At 58.0% G+C, this 18,648-nt stretch carries 15 protein-coding genes; 7 read left to right on the top strand and 8 right to left on the bottom strand.

Going from position 1 to position 18,648, the window contains the following annotated elements; genetic code table 11:
* Window positions 1-2: 2 nt before the first annotated feature.
* The 3 genes from GV035_RS25360 to GV035_RS25350 form a co-directional block, all read right to left on the bottom strand.
* Complete coding sequence (locus GV035_RS25360) at window positions 3-836, bottom strand: amino acid ABC transporter ATP-binding protein (protein ID WP_159838258.1); 834 nt, start codon at window positions 834-836, stop codon at window positions 3-5.
* A gap of 277 nt (window positions 837-1,113) precedes the next feature.
* Window positions 1,114-2,259, bottom strand: a complete 1,146-nt coding sequence (locus tag GV035_RS25355) for a porin (protein ID WP_159838256.1) — start codon at window positions 2,257-2,259, stop codon at window positions 1,114-1,116.
* A gap of 151 nt (window positions 2,260-2,410) precedes the next feature.
* On the bottom strand, window positions 2,411-3,238 hold the full coding sequence (locus GV035_RS25350; protein ID WP_159838254.1) for a substrate-binding periplasmic protein: 828 nt from the start codon (window positions 3,236-3,238) through the stop codon (window positions 2,411-2,413).
* A gap of 312 nt (window positions 3,239-3,550) precedes the next feature.
* Between GV035_RS25350 and GV035_RS25345 the strand changes: the two genes are divergently transcribed.
* Window positions 3,551-4,963 carry an aminotransferase-like domain-containing protein gene (locus tag GV035_RS25345; RefSeq protein ID WP_159838252.1) on the top strand — a complete coding sequence of 471 codons (1,413 nt, stop codon included), beginning with the start codon at window positions 3,551-3,553 and terminating at the stop codon, window positions 4,961-4,963.
* A 76-nt stretch (window positions 4,964-5,039) separates the two neighbouring features.
* Here GV035_RS25345 and GV035_RS25340 read toward each other — a convergent pair whose 3' ends face one another.
* Together GV035_RS25340 and GV035_RS25335 are read right to left on the bottom strand one after the other, a co-directional pair.
* Window positions 5,040-6,080, bottom strand: a complete 1,041-nt coding sequence (locus tag GV035_RS25340) for a proline racemase family protein (RefSeq protein WP_159838250.1) — start codon at window positions 6,078-6,080, stop codon at window positions 5,040-5,042.
* Window positions 6,081-6,090: 10 nt separating this feature from the next.
* A complete protein-coding gene (locus GV035_RS25335; protein ID WP_159838248.1) occupies window positions 6,091-7,566 on the bottom strand; it encodes an aldehyde dehydrogenase family protein in 1,476 nt (491 codons plus the stop codon).
* A 476-nt stretch (window positions 7,567-8,042) separates the two neighbouring features.
* On the opposite strand from GV035_RS25335, the gene GV035_RS25330 reads away from it, so the two are divergent.
* Window positions 8,043-9,335, top strand: a complete 1,293-nt coding sequence (locus tag GV035_RS25330) for a D-amino acid dehydrogenase (protein WP_159838246.1) — start codon at window positions 8,043-8,045, stop codon at window positions 9,333-9,335.
* Between the two features lie 86 nt (window positions 9,336-9,421).
* Complete coding sequence (gene alr / locus GV035_RS25325) at window positions 9,422-10,489, top strand: alanine racemase (protein ID WP_159838244.1); 1,068 nt, start codon at window positions 9,422-9,424, stop codon at window positions 10,487-10,489.
* Window positions 10,490-10,625: 136 nt separating this feature from the next.
* On the opposite strand, the gene GV035_RS25320 is transcribed toward alr, so the two are convergent.
* Both GV035_RS25320 and ku read right to left on the bottom strand, forming a co-directional pair.
* Entirely contained in the window at window positions 10,626-11,468 is an 843-nt protein-coding gene (locus GV035_RS25320; RefSeq protein WP_159838242.1) for a tetratricopeptide repeat protein, read from the bottom strand.
* Complete coding sequence (gene ku / locus GV035_RS25315) at window positions 11,465-12,394, bottom strand: non-homologous end joining protein Ku (protein ID WP_159838240.1); 930 nt, start codon at window positions 12,392-12,394, stop codon at window positions 11,465-11,467. Before ku ends, GV035_RS25320 begins: the two co-directional genes overlap by 4 nt.
* A gap of 376 nt (window positions 12,395-12,770) precedes the next feature.
* Between ku and ligD the strand changes: the two genes are divergently transcribed.
* Window positions 12,771-15,278, top strand: coding sequence for a DNA ligase D (gene ligD, locus GV035_RS25310; protein WP_159838238.1), 2,508 nt, complete (start codon window positions 12,771-12,773; stop codon window positions 15,276-15,278).
* A gap of 373 nt (window positions 15,279-15,651) precedes the next feature.
* Here ligD and GV035_RS25305 read toward each other — a convergent pair whose 3' ends face one another.
* A complete protein-coding gene (locus tag GV035_RS25305; protein ID WP_159838236.1) occupies window positions 15,652-15,873 on the bottom strand; it encodes a hypothetical protein in 222 nt (73 codons plus the stop codon).
* A 423-nt stretch (window positions 15,874-16,296) separates the two neighbouring features.
* Between GV035_RS25305 and GV035_RS25300 the strand changes: the two genes are divergently transcribed.
* The 3 genes from GV035_RS25300 to GV035_RS25290 all read left to right on the top strand — a co-directional run bounded on the left by GV035_RS25300 (window position 16,297) and on the right by GV035_RS25290 (window position 18,363).
* Entirely contained in the window at window positions 16,297-16,569 is a 273-nt protein-coding gene (locus GV035_RS25300) for a metal/formaldehyde-sensitive transcriptional repressor (RefSeq protein WP_159838234.1), read from the top strand.
* Window positions 16,570-16,582: 13 nt separating this feature from the next.
* On the top strand, window positions 16,583-17,887 hold the full coding sequence (dmeF, locus tag GV035_RS25295; RefSeq protein ID WP_159838282.1) for a CDF family Co(II)/Ni(II) efflux transporter DmeF: 1,305 nt from the start codon (window positions 16,583-16,585) through the stop codon (window positions 17,885-17,887).
* 137 nt (window positions 17,888-18,024) lie between these two features.
* Window positions 18,025-18,363: a response regulator gene (locus tag GV035_RS25290; RefSeq protein WP_159838225.1), complete on the top strand. Its 339-nt coding sequence runs from the start codon at window positions 18,025-18,027 to the stop codon at window positions 18,361-18,363.
* The last annotated feature ends 285 nt before the right edge of the window (window positions 18,364-18,648 follow it).

Genomic DNA, 18,648 nt, shown 5'->3' with positions numbered 1-18,648 from the left:
CCTCAATCGAGATGCAGGACCTTCTCCAGAAACTCTCGCGTACGAGCTTCCTTCGGGCACTTGAACATATCGGCGGGAGCGCCTTGCTCAACAACCTTTCCACTGGCGCAGAAAACGACACGGGTGCCAATGTCGCGAGCGAAGTGCATGTCGTGCGTCACGATAATCATCGCCATCTTCTGCTCGGCCAACTGCAGCATGACGTTCTGGACCTCGACGACCATCTCCGGGTCTAGCGCGGAAGTGACCTCGTCGAACAGCATCAGTTTTGGTTCAAGCATCAGCGCGCGTGCGATAGCGACACGCTGCTTCTGGCCGCCCGAAAGCTGGCTCGGATACGAGTGCAGCTTGCTCTCGAGGCCTAGCCGTGCGAGATACATGCGAGCACGTTCTGTTGCATCAGCCTTCGAAAGGCCTCCCACCTTCACGGGTGCCAGGATGAGGTTGCCCAACACCGACAAGTGGGGAAAGAGCGTGTAATGCTGAAACACCATGCCAATCTGTTTCTGCAACTTGGTGTCGATGCGTTTGGACCGGCCGGAGTCGGCACCGTAAATGTATGGCTTGCCCTGAAAACCAATCTGGCCTTTCTGGAAACCCTCCAAGCCCATCATGACCCGAAGGAGCGAGCTCTTCCCGCTTCCGCTCGGGCCAATAATGACTAGCCGGTCATCAGCACGCATTCCGAGGCTCATGTGGTCCATGACCACCAGGTTTTCGCCGTACGACTTAAAGACGTTCCGAAACTGCACGAAGTCGCCCTCGGTCGACGGCGCAAGGTCGACGACATTCGGGGCGCTGAAAGCGTCAGCAGTGATTGCTTGAGGTGACAACATGAACTCGCTCCTGCAGGCCGCGCTGCTTGAGCGCGTGGTTGAAGACTGCGTTCTCGTGAACCGACTGCGGCCGATGAATTGCAAATGCGTCTTGTGTTGGCCTGCCACACATCCCCGTGTGTTGCGCTGTGTGCATCGATGTACACATAGTAGTGCGGCAAAATTCGGTGTGTCAATTGCGGGCGTATGAATTCAAGGGAAATCCCCTATGCGACGCTTAGGAACACGAGCATCCTGCTAGCAGCGGAAGGCATGCTCCCGCTGCGGATTCGCTGGGTTAGAACTTGTGACGAATCGCTGCGCGCACGAGCAGCTGATTTTTCGAGGAGGAAACCGTGGCGGCGCCAGGCACGTAAGCGACGTCCAGGACGGTTCCTGTGGTGTCCCCGGCGACGTGCTGATAGGCACCTTGAAGATAGACGTCGGTCCGTTTAGACAACAAGTAATCGGCCATCAAACCAGCGGAGTGATAGACGGGATGCAACTGGCCGCTAGTGGCGTCATACGACGTTCGGGTGTACGTATAGGCGGCACCGACGAGGAAGCTTGGGGTGAACTGATATTTGACGTTTGCTTCGAAGTTGTTGAATTTCAACGCCGACAGCGTAGCGCCGCCTACCGGAGTGATTGCACCCACGTAGCCAGAACTCAGAGGCTGTTTGACGTCGGTCTTGGTGTAGACGAAACCGACGGTGGTCGCCCCAATGGTGTAGTTGATGCCGGCTCCGAAAATCCGCAGGCGCTGGGCGAGGAAGTTTTCGTCGCCCCCGTTGTTGATGGCTCCGAACGCCGTCGATGACGGGTTGTTTGCCTGCAAATAGGCAGCCGTAAGTAACAGCCCCCCAGCCGCGTACTGGGCACCGACGCTGTATTGCCGGTTGTTCGCAAAGTTCGCGTCGTTACTGAAGCTGTAGGTGCCGCCAAACTGTAGTCCCGCAAACGTCGGGCTCGTATACTTGACCGTGTTGTTAACGCGGAACGTGTTGTCCGTGTTGTCGTTATCGTACGGATGCGAAAAGATATACCCGCCCCAGCTTCCGTTAGCGGTTGTTTGCGCCAGATAGTCGACCAGCGAGTCGTATTGCCGACCAAGCGTCACTGTTCCGAGTGCATCGGTTCCAAGTCCCACATAAGCCTGGCGCCCGAATCCCAAGCCGCCTTGAGCGAGACGACCAGTGTTGACGTCAAAGCCGTTTTCAATTTGGAAAACTGCCCGAAGTCCACCACCAAGGTCTTCAGTACCCTTCAAGCCCCAGCGGCTGCCCTGAAGGTAGCCACTTTGAAGCTCGTAGGCCTTGCTCCCCTTAACGTTGTTCGTGTAATCGAACCCTTCATCGATGATGCCGTACAGCGTCACGCTGTTCTGCGCGAACGCGGGCAGGGTTGCGGCGGTTGAAAAAACGGCCAGAATTGCTCTTTTCATTCGTTCTCCAAACTGTTTATTAGCTAATTATCTTCTATATGAGTTTCTTCGATGCACACTGAGGCGCGCCCCTCCTTTCGGAGGGGCGCGCCTCGATGTTAGTTACTTCGGGAAACCTTGGGACACCGCAACTGGTGTCCGGACACATGTTTTACTTCGTCGCGAGCATCGTCTGGACGGACGAGTTGATGAGCTTGTCGAGCGCGCCCGACTTCTTCTGGTCATTTACATAGTTGTTGAGGATGGCGATATCGGACGCCGGTGTCTCTTTTCGGACGCCAAAGGCTACTTCCTGCTGCGCCAGCGGCGGATTAGGTGCAATGGTAACCGCCCATTCCGGATGCGATTGCTGCAGCAGCATGTTCGTGATGTTCGCGTCTGCGAGCAAGTCCGCACGCTTGGACATGAGTGCGAGGCGCGTTTCATCGTTACCCGGCAGACGCATGATTTGAGCTTGTTTCACCGCAGCGGAAATCGCCTTGTCTTGCACAGTCCCAGACATCACCGCGATGCTTACGCCCGACTTGTCCACGTCGGCAATGGACTTGGCACCGTGAATTTTCGGGTTGTTCTTGTTGTAGACCAGCGAGACGTTGTACGGAATCGCGCCGACAGAGAACGAAATCGCCTTCTCGCGTTCGGGGGTGTCGTTAAGCGCGAGCGACATGTCCCATTTGTCAGATTGAAGGCCGGCGACGATGTTGTCCCAGGAGGTGTCGACGAATTCGACCTTCACCTTCAGGACATTCTGAGCGAAGTTCCTGCACAAATCGGCGAAAAACCCACTGTAATCACCGGTCTTCGGGTCGCGCATGACGTACGGCGGCGCTACGGCTGCACCGCACCGAAGGACGCCGGCCTTTTTGACGCTAGCCCATGCGCCAGCATCGTCCGCTTGGGCGGGGGACACAGACGCTACTGACATCACGACCGCGACGCCAACAAGTGCTTTCAGAACACAACGAGAGAAGCTGAGCATAAGGACCTCAGTGGTAGGGGTAATCCTAGTCGGGAGACGCGCGCTCCACACAAGTGTGTGTGGTTTAATGTGCGCAACGATGTATGCAGTGTATGGCGCCACAATTGGCTGTCAACTAGGCGATTGCCCTAGCTTCGCGAACTTGTGCTGGCGGCGGAGGCTGGAACTGCTTTTTCCGGCGAACGCGGCTGACATCGGTCGATGTGCTTAGCGTTCCACGAGCCACGGCTTGGCGCGCTTCTGGCACCTAAGAGGATAGGTAGAGTGAATAGATAGCGGCGCTACACGTCGCCCTTTGCCCGATGAATCGATATGTTTAAGTTCAACTTGTCCCGTGCTCGAAAAAGCGAAGGCACACTGGTCGACCAAATCGTTTCTTCTATCGAACTGGAATTGCGCGAGGGAACGTATCCTTCAGGCACACCCCTGCCTTCGGTTCGTGACTTAGCGAAGAAATACCAACTCAGCACCTATACGGTTTCGGAGGCCTATCAACGGCTCGTGTCGCTCGGTCTAATCATTGCCCGGGCGGGTGCCGGATACCGCGTTGCCACCCCCACTGCGAAGCCCCCGGCTGCTTCGACGTGGAGCGCTCCCAGTCTCAACAAAGCGTGGCTGCTCTCGGACGTGTTCGCGGACAAGACCGTACCTATCAAGGCAGGGTGCGGGTGGATACCAAACGATTGGATAAATGAAAGCGGAGTGCAACATGCACTGCGCGTAGTCAGCCGTGTGCCAAGCTCTCGAATCGGAGGTTACGGCCATCCGTATGGTCACTCGACGCTAAGGGAGCACATCGCCCACTCGCTGCGAAGGTATTCCCTCTCAGTCGGAAGCGACGATATCTTGCTGACCCAGGGCGTCACCCAAGCGCTGGACCTCATCGTCAGGACACTACTACGTCCTGGTGACACGGTACTGGTTGAGGACCCGTGCTACTGCAATCTTCTTGAGATTCTCAAGGTTGCCTTTGTAAATGTCGTTAGCATCCCGCGCACAGCGCGCGGCATTGATAGCTCCCAACTGGAAGACACAGTAAGAGCACACAAGCCGAAGGTCATGTTCATCAACACAGTCCTCCAAAACCCCTCTGGCACTTCGTTGAATGCCTCGTCGGCCTTTCGGTTGCTGCAAATTGCAGACCGAGAGGGGGTCTGGGTTGTCGAGGATGACATCTCTCGTGAGTTGACGCCTCCGGGCGCGCCATGTCTCGCAGCAATGGAAGGTCTTCAGCGGGTCATCTACGTGTCGGGCTTTTCCAAGACCATCACGCCCGCGATGCGAGTCGGCTACGTCGCTTCAAACCGAGAGTTGCTGTCACGCTTGGCGATGACGAAGATGGCGGTGGGTCTAACCTCATCGGAGGTTACGGAACGAGCCGTCGCTAGCGTTCTCATCGAAGGACACTACGAGCGGCATGTTGCTTACTTACGCGAAAGGCTTTCCAACGCACACGCCAAGGTGACGAGGGCCATGGTGGAAGCAAATCTTGAGGTGTTCCACTCCCCCAACGCTGGCTTGTTCCTCTGGGCGAAATTGCCTATCCGACCCGAAGACAGCATCGCGGTTGCGAGCGATGCGTTGACCCAAGGAATATGGCTAGCCCCGGGTTCTTATTTCCGACCGGGTGGGAATGCATCGGAATGGTTCAGGTTCAACGCAGCGACCTCCGAGTCGCCAGAGCTGTGGAGCTTCCTAAAGAGCCTGCGCGGACGGGTCTCCTGAACGCCCGCCGGAACGCTCTCGATGCCACTGGTAGCTTGACACCGACTCCTGCGGCGTCGCGCGAACTTGGGCGGATTTAGTTTTTCAGTAACAGGTCGACTCGCGAACCCCACGTATCCGACAATGCGAAGCCCGAACCGAAAGGGTCATCGCTCTCGACGCGTAATTCGGTTCGACCGTACACATATCCACCGCCAGTAACTCGGGGAAGAATAGCCGCGCGCCCGCCAACCTCTGTGGTCCCAATGGCCTCCGCGCGGAACTCGCCTCCGATGATGGACCGCGATGTGAGCACCTCGCCGACCGACACTTGTCCTCGCGCATGCAGCGTCGCGAGGTTTGCCGAGCTCCCAGTCCCGCATGGCGAGCGGTCAACCCGCCCCGGTTGGAGCGTCGTGCACGTTCGAATCGCACCGTCTGGCTCTTTATCGCGGAACATCACGTAGGCAATCTCATTAACGCCTGTCAGCGTAGGGTGACTCACCTGCACCTGTTCCGCGAGCAGACGCTTCAGTTCGATGCCCGCCTCGGCCAACGCTCTCGCATTCGAGGGCTTTATCTGAAGTCCTATCTGAGCCACGTCGACCAGAGCGTAATACACGCCGCCGAACGCGATGTCAGTCGTAATTCGACCCCAGGTCGACGTTTCGATTTCCCGGTCCAGACACTCTGCAAAGCTGGGAACATTGTCGAGGCTTACAGAGACGCACCGACCACGTCGACAGTGCGCGCGCGCCACAATGAGTCCGGCGGGGGTATCGAGTCGAACGAGGGTCTCGGACTCTTGCATGGCAACCCGCCCGCTCTCAAGCAACGCGGTGACGACACAAATGCAGTTGCTGCCGGACATCGGGTGGGCACGGTCTGCTTGTAAGACAATGAAGCCAGCGTCGGCGTCGGCACGCGTTGGTGGAACGAGCAAATTGACCGACATGGCGACGTTTGCACGAGGCTCAAACGTGACAAAGCGACGGAGACTGTCGTCCACATGATTGATATGGTTCATCTTGTCAAGCATGGTGGCGCCCGGAATCTCCGGTGCGCCGTTCACCAGCACATGCCCAAGCTCGCCCTGACAATGAACCAGCAGAAGTTCCAGCGACTTATCGAAGTGCATGGCGTTGACCTTATTTGATGTGCCAACCCCAGGGTTCTTCGCTTACCAGTTTGGTAATTTGCTTTGTCTCAAGGTAGTTTTCAAGTCCCCACCGACCGAGTTCCCGACCAATACCCGACTGCTTGTATCCGCCCCAGGGAGCTTCCGTGAAGGTTGGCTGCGAGCAGTTAATCCAGACTATGCCTGCACGAAACGCTGCCGCGACGCGCTCGGCGCGTGCATCATTTTTCGACATCACTGCGGCGGCAAGCCCGAAACGCGAATCGTTGGCGAGCTCAATCGCTTCATCCTCTGTGTCGAACGGACGAACGCAGACTACGGGGCCGAAAATCTCCTCAACCCACGCATCGCTATCTATCGGAACATCGGTCAAGATTGTGGGGCGGAGGTAGAACCCCTTCTCAAGGCCTTCTGGGCGCGTGCCACCTGCGGCGACCGTCGCGCCAGCAACCTTGGCCGCTTCAATCGCGGCCACGACTTGTTCGTGTTGGCGCCTTGAGACGAGCGGTCCAAGAAGGACTCCATCGTCCAGACCGTTGCCGACGGTGATGCGATTGGTCTCTTCAACTAAACGGGCAAGCAGCTTGTCGTAGATGCCGCTTTGCACGAGAACGCGCGATGTCGCTGAGCAGACCTGTCCCTGGTTCCAAAATATGCCAAACATTATCCATTCGACGGCCTGCTCAAGGTCGGCGTCGTCAAAGACCACGAGGGGCGACTTGCCGCCCAATTCAAGGCTGACCCGTTTGATATCACGAGCCGCTGCAGCCATGATTTGAGAGCCGATGGGCCCTGAGCCCGTAAACGCGAGCTTGTCGACACCCTTATGGTCGATGATTGCTTGACCAGCAACTGAGCCGGAGCCGGTGAGCACGTTTAGTACGCCCGCCGGCAATTCCGCTTCATGCGCGATGGCTGCCAGCTCCAACGCGGTAAGCGACGTAACCTCCGCCGGCTTCAACACCACCGTGCAGCCAGCCGCAAGCGCCGGCGCGACCTTCCATGCCGCCATGAGCAGGGGGTAATTCCACGGAATGATTGCACCCGCGACGCCGATGGGTTCCTTCACCGCCTTTGACCGGAATCGGCCGTCCGACAATTCAATTTTTTCTTCGCGATTCTGGTCGAGCTGCTCCGCCAGGCCGGCGTAATACTCGAAGCAGCCGGCCGCGTCGCCGATATCCCACATGGCCTCTGGCAAGGGCTTGCCGTTGTCAATCGTCTCTAGGCGGGCGATGTCTTCCTGGCGGTTGCGAATGCCCTTGGCAATAGCGCGAAGATACCTAGCCCGCTCCGCCCCGCTCAGTTTCGGCCATCCGTCGTGGTCGAATGCTCGCCTGGCAGCCTTCACTGCAACATCGACATCCTCTGCCGATGCTGCGCTTATGGTCTGGACGACCTCTCCCGTTGCCGGGTTGATGACGTCGCGCGTTTCGCCGCGGACAGGCTTGACCCACCTACCGTCTATGTACAGTTCGTTTCGCATCAATTCCCGTCCTCGAAGTCGAAATAACTTGAAGCTGCGACGCTGCGGGGCGCCTGGCCAGTGCTGCGTCGGCGCAGCGAGTGTCCGTGCTGACTATCTGTTCTTACCGAACAGCGGTGCTTGCGCCGCGCGCTGAAGCACGCTTGGTGAGCGACGAAGTTCCCGAAGCGATGGCTAGCCGGATAGCGCACTACGCCGCAACAGCTGGAAAGCGGCAACCACTGCGTCCGCTTGATGTGTGCAGCAATGTATGCATGCAGATTAGCGGTGTCAACTAAGCACAAATCCTTACCGGCCAGCAGTTTGAGACGCGAAGCTACGTGGCAGTAGGCCGCCGAAGCGACAGCAGTCAAATCAACTAAAAAAGGCGTGTTCAACAGTAATTAAAACTGCGTGAGCCTGGATAGGATGCGCTCATCCGTCGTCAGAGCCCGACGGCCTAGTTCAATGGACTGTTTTTGAGGCTGAGGACGAAAATGAAAGTCGTCGTTTTGGGAAGCGGAGTCGTCGGGGTGACGAGTGCTTTTTATCTCGCTCGCGCTGGTCACGAAGTGGTGGTTATCGACCGTGAGCAGGGCCCCGCGCTTGAGACCAGTTTTGCTAACGCGGGGCAGATATCTCCGGGCTATGCAGCGCCGTGGGCGGCGCCCGGGGTCCCGCTCAAGGCCGTCAAATGGATGTTTCAGCGGCACGCACCACTCGCAATTCGCCCAGACGACGACGATAAGCAATTCCAGCTGCAGTGGATGTGGCAGATGCTGCAAAACTGCACCGCTGAACGGTATGCGCTCAATAAGGCCCGCATGGTTCGCCTGGCTGATTACAGCCGAGATTGCCTGCAGGCCTTACGTGCCGAAACGGGGATTCAATACGAAGGGCGAACTGGTGGCACATTGCAGGTGTTCCGGACCGAGCAGCAGTATGAAGGCGCAGCTAAGGATATTGCCGTTCTCAAGGAAGCGAATGTTTCCTATGAGTTGCTAAGCGCTAGCGAATTGACCCGCGCTGAGCCAGCGCTTGCTGCGACTTCGCATAAGCTGACGGGCGGCTTGCGGCTGCCCGGCGATGAAACCGGCGACTGCCAACTTTTCACCACGCGGCTTGCGGCGCTAGCCGAGCAAGCGGGTGTCATCTTCAGATTCAACACAGCAGTGGATGGCCTTGTCGTCGAGGGCGGGAAAGTCCTGGGCGTCCAACACGGAGCTAAGCTCATCCACGCGGATGCAGTTGTCGTCGCCTTCGGCTCCTATTCGACAAACTTTCTTTCGGGTCTGGTCAAAATCCCCGTCTACCCGCTGAAGGGTTACTCCATCACCGCGCCAATCGCGGATGAGACCCACGCTCCAATTTCGACGGTGCTCGACGAGACGTACAAGATTGCTATCACTCGGTTCGATAAACGCATTCGCGTCGGGGGGATGGCCGAAATTGTCGGGTTCGATAAACGCCTGCGCGAGGCACGGCGTGAAACTCTCGAGATGTGCGTTAACGACTTGTTTCCCGGCGGTGGCGACACGGCGAAGGCTACATTCTGGACAGGACTGCGACCGATGACGCCGGACGGCACTCCGATTGTCGGCAGGACGCCATTGGCCAATCTGTTCCTTAATACAGGTCACGGAACGTTGGGCTGGACTATGTCATGCGGGTCTGCGCAACTCCTTGCCGACCTGATTTCCGGACGCACGCCTGCAATTCAGCACGAGGACCTGAACGTTTTCCGCTATGCCGCAGACATGCGAGCACCGGCCGACTTCGCCCTCAACTGAGCACTCTTGCGAGCAATTTCGCTCTTGCAGTCGAGATTCGCACTCGCTTTCGTCGACATCGCCACCTGTCTTTCAGGAGGAGAGACATGCCACGTCCCATCAGAGCGTACATCCGTCCCAATGCAGTAGAACATAACCTCAAGGTCGCTCGACGAAACGCGCCGAACTCTCGAGTGTGGGCGGTCGTCAAGGCCAATGCCTATGGGCACGGCATCAAGCGTATCTATCCCGCACTTGCGTCGGCAGACGGTATTGCGCTACTCGACCTTGATGAGGCCGTCATGGTCCGGGAACTGGGCTGGAGAAAGCCCGTTCTACTTCTGGAGGGGGTGTTTACCCCGGAGGATGTAAGCATTGCGGACAAGCTTAGCCTCACCGTGACTGTGCACTGCAATGAGCAACGTGAACTGATAGCGAAGTCGAAGCCTAAACGCCCAATCGATATCTACCTAAAGATGAACTCTGGGATGAATCGTCTTGGATTCAGTCCCGAAGGTTATCGGGCGGCATGGGAGCGTACCTCGGCCTCTGAAGGTATCGGCGAAGTAACGCTGATGAGCCACTTTGCCAGCGCTGACGACGGCAACGTCGATTGGCAACTCGAGCGGTTCGACGCGGCCAGCCGTGGCATACCGGGCCAACGCAGTCTTGCGAACTCTGCGGCCACTCTCTGGCATTCCCATGCGCACCGGGACTGGGTCCGTCCGGGAATCGTCTTGTATGGCGCCTCGCCCTCCGGCCGAAGCAACGAAATCAAAGACGTGCCGCTACACGCAGCCATGACGCTAAGCAGTGAGCTAATTGCCGTCCAGGAACTCGATGCCGGCGAGACCGTGGGATACGCGCGGACATACAAAGCTGACCGCAGAATTAGAATTGGTATCGTCGCGTGCGGATATGCTGACGGCTACCCCCGTCACGCGCCAACCGGCACACCCATCGCTGTGGACGGCGTCATAACCCGCACCGTTGGCAGAGTGTCGATGGACATGCTGACGGTAGACCTTACACCTTGCCCAAGCGCAGGAATCGGTTCAAAAGTGGAGTTATGGGGTGAACAGGTAAAAATCGACGACGTCGCTAGCTCGTCTGGCACTATCGGCTATGAATTGATGTGTGCCGTGGCACCACGGGTATCGGTAATGGTCGAGTAAGCGCCTCGTTCTATCCGAACGGTGAGAAAATTCGCGGCGGTTCCGGCGCGCATCGCAACGGTGGGTCCCATCGCCGAACTCGACGGACAAAAAGCAACCGCAAGATAGCGATGACCGCTTCCGCACGCTGCGGTCATCAGCTGCTTAATCTGCGGTACGCACTCAGATGGCGAATCAACCCGCGACGGTCGCCGCGCTTATCCAACAAAATTGCAAGGTTATGATGCGCATCAGCGTAACTCGGGTCAAGCGCAAGACATTGTTCGTAGGCTTCTTTCGCCTCGTCGTAGTTTCCTAACATGTCGAGCGCGACGGCGCGATTGAAGTGCAGGACTGCGTCGTTCGGAAAGTGCTTGAGAGCTTCGTCGAAGACATGCAGAGCCTCACCGCATTGATGCTCTTGCTCGCAAAGCAGAGCGCCTAAATCGACATATGCCGCGTAGAACGGCTCCGGCGAGAGCTCAATCGCGCGCCGATAATTGCGCTCCGCTGCATCTGGCTCTGCCTTCATCAGTTTTTCAGCCAATTCATAGCGCTCGCGCGCTTGAGCGGCCGCAGCGCTTTTGCGCTCTGGCGTGGCATCCAGCAGGACAACATCCCCGCCAACCTCTGCGACTTCAAAATCTAGAAGCATCTGCCCCGTCACCGCATCCCATCGCGTTGGACCGGTCTTGACGACAATCTCATGGCCCTCAGCAGCGACGCGAATGCCGGACAGCGGCAGCTCGTCCGGAAGCTCACGCTTCAGCCTTACGAGCGCGTCGCGGAGTTTGCGTGGCGAAGCCTTCGATGTCCGCAACTGCAAGGCCGTACGAAGTAAGACGACATCTTGGAAGGTGAAGCGCAGCGAGTTCCTCGGTCCGCGACTCGGGGTCACGAGGCCGAGCTCAATCAGGCCGTCGACCACGCCGCGTGACACACCGAGCATTGACTGCAGCTTGGCCAGCGAAACGTGGTGCGATACGTCGCGTTTGCTCACTTGCGCGCACGTGCCACTTTTGCCGGAGCGCCAGCATCTACCTTCGGCGCCCGAGCGGCAGGCTTACGCGTCTTCGGAGCCGCAACTTCCTCAGCCTCCTCCACCGCCTTCGCCGCGACCTTTCGTTTCGCCGTCGGCTTCGCTTTGCCGTTCGTCGTGGAAAGACTCGCTCGTAGAGCTTCCATCAGGTCGATAACCTCGCCGCCCCCGACTGCCTCGGGTTCACTACTGGCGACGATTTGTTTGCCTGCAATCTTCGCGTCGATGGCAGCAAGGATGCGCTTCTTCTCTTCGTCCTCGTAGGCCGACGCGTCGTACGTGTCTTCAGCTCCTTGTTCGATGATTTGTACCGCCAGCTTGAGCTCAGAATCGGACACCGACGTTTGTTCGATATCGAGGTCTTTGAGCGACCGCACTTCGTCTGCGAACAATAGCTGCTGGAAAACCATGCCGTCTTCGGCAGCACGCACCTGAACGATTCGTGTCTTACCCTTGTATGCCCATTTGGCGAGAGCGCACCGGCCAGTCTCGGTAAGCGCTCTTTGGAGAAGGCTGTAGGGTTTGCCGCCACGCTTGTCTGGGGCGATGAAATAAGCTTTGTCGTAGAACAGCGGGTCCACTGATTTCTCAGGCACGAACGAAACGATTTCCACGAAGTGGCTCGCGCCTTCTTCCAGCGCCTTCAATTCGTCGCCGGTGAAAACAACGTAACGGTCTTTCTCAAACTGGTAGCCCTTCTGCATCGAACTTCGCTCGACGACTTTGCCGGTGCTCTCCGAGACGTACTGTTGCTTAACGCGCGAGCCGTCCGGCGCCAGCATGTTAAATCGAACGTCCGACGAGCTTTCAGTAGCAGAGTAGAGCCGTACCGGTATCGAAACGAGTCCAAACGAAAGAGACAGCGATGCAATCGAGCGCGCTACCATGCGTTTCTCCCAGCCGGCTAATGAGCTTCCGCCGGACAAAAAGGAATGCAGTTGTCGCCCGCAGCCACCTGGGCGTTGAGAAGAGAATATCACTGGACGCGCTGCAGCACGGCCCACCGGCGTCAGCGGCGGTCGTCAAAAGGCATGCCTCTTGCTCTTGCCGCTTTAGAAAGACATCCCGAGGACCCATGGCTCGTTTACCCAAGGAACGACTTGAACAACAAAACTTCGCGCATCGAAGCTGACGACGCGACAGGTAAGAGCGACGCTTGCGGGGCGACCGACCACGTCTAGCGGTTCCGGGGTTAGCTTGCCGCTGAATGTCTCTCACACCGGTACACGAGTAGTTCGCACGCTTCACCTGGGGCACCCCATCATGGTTTCTGGGCGTAAAACAAAGGCGCAGCCGCTCGCTCCCTACGAAAAGAAGCGAGACTTCGACATCACACCTGAGCCGTCGGCGTCGACTACCAGCAAGCGTGCCGCCGCAAGGCGTTTGAGTTTCGTCGTTCAGAAGCACTGGGCGAGCCGGCTGCATTACGATTTTCGGCTCGAGCTGAACGGCGTCTTGCTGTCGTGGGCGGTCCCTAAGGGCCCCTGCTACGACCCGAGCAAGAAGCAGATGGCGGTCCATGTCGAAGACCACCCCGTTGACTACGCTTCGTTTGAAGGCACGATTCCTCCGAAGCAATACGGCGCCGGCACCGTCATTGTCTGGGACCGGGGTACCTGGGAACCGGTAGGCGACGCCAAAAAGGGTATGGATGTCGGTAAGCTGGTGTTCCGCTTGCACGGCGAGAAGCTCGCCGGCCTATGGGAACTGGTGCGCATCTCGAAGCCAGATGATAAGCAAGACCAGTGGATGATGTTTAAAAAGCGCGACGAGTGGGCGCGCCCACTGAGTGAATACGATGTTATCAAAGCGCTGCCCGATAGCGTCGTCGCAAATCCGCTCGGGCCCATCGAAGAGCGCGAACCCAAGACCTCTCGACATAAACCTGCCAGCGAGGAAGTTGACCTTTCGGCCGCTGTGCCAGGGCCACTTCCGACGAAGCTTGAGCCTCAACTCGCTACGCTTGCTAGCGCTCTGCCACGGACAGGTGACTGGGTAACCGAGACGAAGCTGGACGGATACCGGTTGCTTGCGCGCATCGACGGAAAGCGAGTGAAGCTCTTCACTCGCAATGGTCACGACTGGACAGCGAAGTTTCCAACGCTCAAATCCGAGTTACAGAAGCTTGCCGTCTCTAGCGCGTGGCTCGACGGTGAGATTGTCGTGTTGAAAGACGGCATCCCTAGCTTCTCCGCGCTGCAAGATGCAGTCGACGGCCCGAGCAACAGTGGAATCGTCTTTTTCCTGTTCGACCTTATGTATATCGACGGGCAAGACCTGAGGAGCGTGCCGTTGTCTTCCAGACGTGCACGGCTGGCGACCCTTCTCGAGGACGGTGGCGAGCACCTGATTCTCAGCCAAGATTTCGACGCGCCCGCTGCACAGGTATTCGAAGCCGCTGCCAAGCTCGGACTCGAAGGTCTGGTTCTTAAGCGGCGCGATGCGCCCTATGTATCAGGTCGCACGGAGACTTGGCTGAAAGCTAAAGCCCGGCTGCGGCAAGAATTCGTCATCTGCGGTATGACCGGACGCGGTGGCAAGAGCGGCGAAGTTGGCAGCCTTTTGCTCGGCTACTATGTTGGCAAAAAGCTCCATGATGCTGGGAGCGTCGGTACCGGTTGGAATTCGAAGACCGCGAGAGAGCTGTGGCATCAGCTCGCGCCGCTTCAGGTGGACATCGCGCCATTCGATACGCCGGTCCGGAAGCCCGGCCGATGGTCAAGACGCGCGGCAGGCAGCGAGTTGTGGGTGAAGCCGACCTTGGTCGCTGAGGTCGAGTTTGCCCAGTGGACCGCTGAGGGCGTGGTCCGGCAGGCTTCGTTCTCAGGCCTACGACTCGATAAGCCGGCGCGCGGCGTCGTCCGCGAGGGCGGTAAGACTGAGCTTCCCAAGCCACCTTCTGAGCTCAAAATCACACACGCCGAGCGGGTGGTTGACGCTGCTTCGGGCATTACGAAAGCCGACCTTGTCCATTTTTACGCGAGCGTCGCCGAGTGGATGCTGCCGCACATGAGGGGTCGCCCCGTAGCGCTGGTTCGGGCGCCGGAGGGTGTTTCCGGGCAGCTTTTCTTTCAAAAGCATGCCGAGCGTACTGCGATGCCGGGGCTAGCGGCTCACGACCGCGACCTGTGGCCCGGGCATCCGCCGTTGCTGACAGTCGACACGCCAGATGCCCTGCTAGCCGCTGCACAGATGAACACCATCGAGTTCCACACATGGAACTCCGTGGTCACTCACTTGGACAAGCCCGACCGAGTCATCTTCGACCTCGACCCGGGCGAAGGCGTAAAGTGGTTACATGTGCAGGAAGCTGCGCAGCTAGTTCGAGCGTTGCTATCAGAGTTGGGGCTAGAGGCTTGGCTGAAAACCAGCGGTGGGAAGGGGCTGCACGTCGTTGTCCCGCTCGTGCCACAGCTAAACTACGCGACCGTCAAGTCGTTCTCGCAGTCGTTTGTACGACACCTTGCAAAGACAATTCCGGAACGCTTCTCGGCGGTTTCGGGTGCCGCAAATCGCGTTGGGAAGGTTTATGTCGACTACCTGCGCAATGGGAAAGCGCAGACAACTGCCGCAGCATTTTCGGCACGTGCGCGACCGGGCATGGGCGTGTCGATGCCAGTGGCTTGGGAACAGCTCGGCGACCTTAAAAGCGGAGCCCAGTGGAACGTTCAGACAGCGCGTGAGTACCTCAGCTTCCAATCGATAGACCCGTGGGTCGAGTTCTGGTCGTCCGAACAATCGCTCACCACGGCAATAAAGCGTCTTCCGTAGTTCGCTATGCCGGCAGGCAGGCAGGAACGTGACTTCGTGCAGAGCTAGTCAGTCCGCTGACTTCCGCGCGAGCAACTCGTCCAACGCAACGCGCGCCGACTGCAGTTCATCAACAGCGGCGGCTAGGCGAGCTAAATGGAGAGCTCGCATGCTTGGGTCGCTATGGCTGATGTCCTTTTCGAGATTCTCAGAAGCGGATAGGACATTTCTAGCCGCGTCTGCAACTCTTGTGACCGCAGCGGCCTCGCCGTTCTCTTGTTTCACTTGTCCCCGGCCATGGCATTAAGTCCCCAAATCAACGTTGGAACGTTTGTGGCAGGGCACACGGCGCAGCAGCTGTGCTCAACCTCCGCATGCGCCGTGACCAGCAAGGTCAGCTCCGCGCCTCTGTGCCCTTCAACGCGTCATGCTTGTGCGAATGCGTCGCACCGTACTTCAATTCGAAATGCGCTCCCTTGCCGCTTCGGGTCGGTGGGAAGTGTTCGCCCTCGACACACGTCACTTCAAACGTATCCTTGCCGTCATCATGCACGACGGAGTAGATGCCCGAAACCTTCACGATTTCGCCCGGCTTATATGAGTTGTCACCCGCCATGGTTGCCTCCAAGAATTGTTGTTTCAGTCGGGATATAGCAACCTCCGTTCCGGCGTTGACGCGCGGTGACGTCAGCGCTGCCCGGCTTGTGGGCCGTTGCTCCGAATCAGCAGAAGTTACGGCTTGCCGTGTTCAAGCCGCCCAACAGATGAGACATGTCGACAAGCCGCTGCGCGACCAAATGTCGAACTTCGCCCTCGCACTGCCATGCCCGTAAGCTCACCGGCCGGTGGGTCGAATCGGTCTGGACGTTTTCGCCTGTTCAGTCAAGCCCAGAATTATCAGCGACAAGCCAGCTGTCTCGCTATATCGCACCGTCGGCCAAACATAGGATGCCTTTCGCGGCTGCATCTCCAGCGATACACACATGACGCGTGGCAGCGGGTGTTAGTATACCCCCCTACCGTATATCCAAAGGCGCTCATGAGTCACACCATCCGCGATAAACAGAAGCTCCTAAACCGTGTCCGTCGTATCAAGGGCCAGGTCGAGGCCATCGAGCGTGCGCTCGAAGAGGAGCGGGATTGCAACGATGTACTGCAACGAATCACCAGTTGTCGAGGCGCCATGAATGGCTTGTTGGCGGTTGTGCTTGAGGACCATATCCGTACGCATCTAGTGGATGCTGAACCCGCTGGTGGAAACGGCAGCGGTACAGAACAGCTGGTTGAAGTCGTACGCAGTTATTTTAAGTAAGAGCACAGTCGAAATGAGCAATTGGAAGGACGCCGGCTTCGGCGCAGGGCACGACCACGTCTTCCTCGGAGAAGCGCACGAGCAGAACGAGCTCAAAACGTGGACGGTAATTGCGCTTTGCAGCGCAATGATGGTGGCGGAAATAGCTGGCGGCGGCCTTTTTGGTTCTCTCGCGCTTGTCGCCGACGGTCTTCATATGTCGACGCACGCGGGGGCGATGCTCATTGCTGCTTTGGCTTATACGTATGCCCGCAAGCATGCAACCGATTCTCGCTTCGTCTTTGGCACCGGAAAGCTAGGTGACCTAGCAGGATTCTCGAGCGCAATCGTGCTCGCAATGATTGCGTTGCTGATTGCATATGAGGCGGTGTTGCGCTTCTTTTCGCCGGTGCCGATTCATTTCGGCGAAGCGATTCCCATCGCTGTCGTCGGGCTATTGGTCAACCTCGCGAGCGTCTGGCTGTTGAGCGGTAACCACCATGGGCATAGTCACGGTCACGGTCATGGTCACGCCCACGGTCATGGTCACGCTCACGGTCATGGTCACGCCCACGGCCATGCAGACAGCCACTCCCGTGACGACGAAGTCAAACGCATCTCTGGCAACGCAGGCGCCTTTCAACTGTCTATCTACGAAGACGGCGTACCACCGGTGTTCCGCATCACACAAGGACCCGGAACACAGCGACTGAACGCAGACGCTGTATCTGTCATAACGGTTCGGCCAGACGGCTCGCGCCAGACGTTTTCCTTCGTCGACAGACCTGGTTATCTTGAATCCAAGGAGCAGGTGCCGGAACCGCACGCGTTTACAGTCACTGTCCGCCTTCCGGGCGAAGAGCAAAGCGTCGACTTCGTCGAACATGCCCATGAGGCTCATGAAAGCACGGCACGAGACCATAACTTGCGGGCTGCCTATGTGCACGTGATGGCTGATGCTGCTGTCTCAGTGCTCGCAATTATCGGACTCGTTCTGGCTCGGTCGTTTGGTTGGAACTGGATGGACCCGCTGGCAGGCGTTGTCGGCGCCCTTGTAATTGCGAACTGGTCATATAGTCTAATCCGCGATACCGGCGCCATCCTCCTGGACATGAACGGAGACGGACGGATGACGGAAAGGGTCCGAAAAATAATCGAAGGTGCCGGCGACAGTGTCCTCGACCTTCATGTTTGGCGTGTCGGCCCAGGGCATATGAGCGTTATCATTGCCGTCGGGACCAGCTCCGAGCGTCGCCCCGGATACTACCGTTCGGCGTTGTCGCACATTAAGGGCCTCTCGCACCTTACCGTTGAAGTCAATCGGTCGTCGAGCGAATAGACGCAAATCGGGGCGACCGATGTTGGTCCGTGGAGACGGCCTTCCGACCGTCGCATAGGTTATTGCCTGTTGACGCATGAGAGTCATGCACTGACCGCACTGCCACGCATTGCGTCCGGTCCTATGGAGGAAATGTGATGAGCAGCGTTCTGTTCGTTGACGATTTGGAAGATACAGCTGATTCGCTCGCCGACATTGCTTCTGCGTTGGGTCACCGGAGCGCCGTCGCGTACAGCGGTGCATCGGCTTTGGCAATCACCACGCAGGACGTTTTTGACGTCATCTTCCTGGACCTTACTCTGCCAGATAGTGATGGACGTGACGTGTGCCTCCGTTTGCGGCAAGGCTGTTGTGCCGGTGCTCGTATCATCGCGCTAACTGGCCACAGTGAGTTGACCAACGCGGACACGGAATGTTTTGACGGGCTGCTGGCGAAGCCTTGTTGCATTGACGACCTGGAGCGTCTGCTGGCTTGACCCGAGACTCTTGCTCTCCGCGACTGTTTCAGCGGGTGATGTGCGGGTCGTCCGGGTCGGGGTCACGTGCGGAAAGTGAGTTGGCAACTGCTACGTCGTTTGCTACCCGGCCACAATATGAGCCTGCGAGCTAACTTGGCGTCGCTATTTGCTGGTCAGTGTAAGCGGCCAGCGAACCCGTCTTGACGAACGATGGATTACTCGACAGGCGCGAGAGGCTGCCAGTTATGAGGCAGCAATGTTGCGATGTCGCTTGCTTTGTGGGCCGGGAGGCGAGTCAGAATG

It is taken from the genome of Burkholderia sp. 8Y (assembly GCF_902506145.1).
GTDB lineage: Bacteria > Pseudomonadota > Gammaproteobacteria > Burkholderiales > Burkholderiaceae > Caballeronia.
The sequence above is the reverse complement of the archived record's forward strand: the minus strand, read 5'-3'. Positions and strand labels throughout refer to the sequence as shown.

Coding starts and splice junctions, on each gene's coding strand:
- GV035_RS25305 (WP_159838236.1), bottom strand. CDS start 15,873: ATGGCGGGTGACAACTCATATAAGCCGGGCGAAATCGTGAAGGTTTCG.
- GV035_RS25290 (WP_159838225.1), top strand. CDS start 18,025: ATGAGCAGCGTTCTGTTCGTTGACGATTTGGAAGATACAGCTGATTCG.
- dmeF (WP_159838282.1), top strand. CDS start 16,583: ATGAGCAATTGGAAGGACGCCGGCTTCGGCGCAGGGCACGACCACGTC.
- GV035_RS25355 (WP_159838256.1), bottom strand. CDS start 2,259: ATGAAAAGAGCAATTCTGGCCGTTTTTTCAACCGCCGCAACCCTGCCC.
- GV035_RS25335 (WP_159838248.1), bottom strand. CDS start 7,566: ATGCGAAACGAACTGTACATAGACGGTAGGTGGGTCAAGCCTGTCCGC.
- ligD (WP_159838238.1), top strand. CDS start 12,771: ATGGTTTCTGGGCGTAAAACAAAGGCGCAGCCGCTCGCTCCCTACGAA.
- GV035_RS25330 (WP_159838246.1), top strand. CDS start 8,043: ATGAAAGTCGTCGTTTTGGGAAGCGGAGTCGTCGGGGTGACGAGTGCT.
- GV035_RS25340 (WP_159838250.1), bottom strand. CDS start 6,080: ATGCACTTCGATAAGTCGCTGGAACTTCTGCTGGTTCATTGTCAGGGC.
- GV035_RS25360 (WP_159838258.1), bottom strand. CDS start 836: ATGTTGTCACCTCAAGCAATCACTGCTGACGCTTTCAGCGCCCCGAAT.
- GV035_RS25300 (WP_159838234.1), top strand. CDS start 16,297: ATGAGTCACACCATCCGCGATAAACAGAAGCTCCTAAACCGTGTCCGT.
- GV035_RS25345 (WP_159838252.1), top strand. CDS start 3,551: ATGTTTAAGTTCAACTTGTCCCGTGCTCGAAAAAGCGAAGGCACACTG.
- alr (WP_159838244.1), top strand. CDS start 9,422: ATGCCACGTCCCATCAGAGCGTACATCCGTCCCAATGCAGTAGAACAT.
- GV035_RS25350 (WP_159838254.1), bottom strand. CDS start 3,238: ATGCTCAGCTTCTCTCGTTGTGTTCTGAAAGCACTTGTTGGCGTCGCG.
- ku (WP_159838240.1), bottom strand. CDS start 12,394: ATGGTAGCGCGCTCGATTGCATCGCTGTCTCTTTCGTTTGGACTCGTT.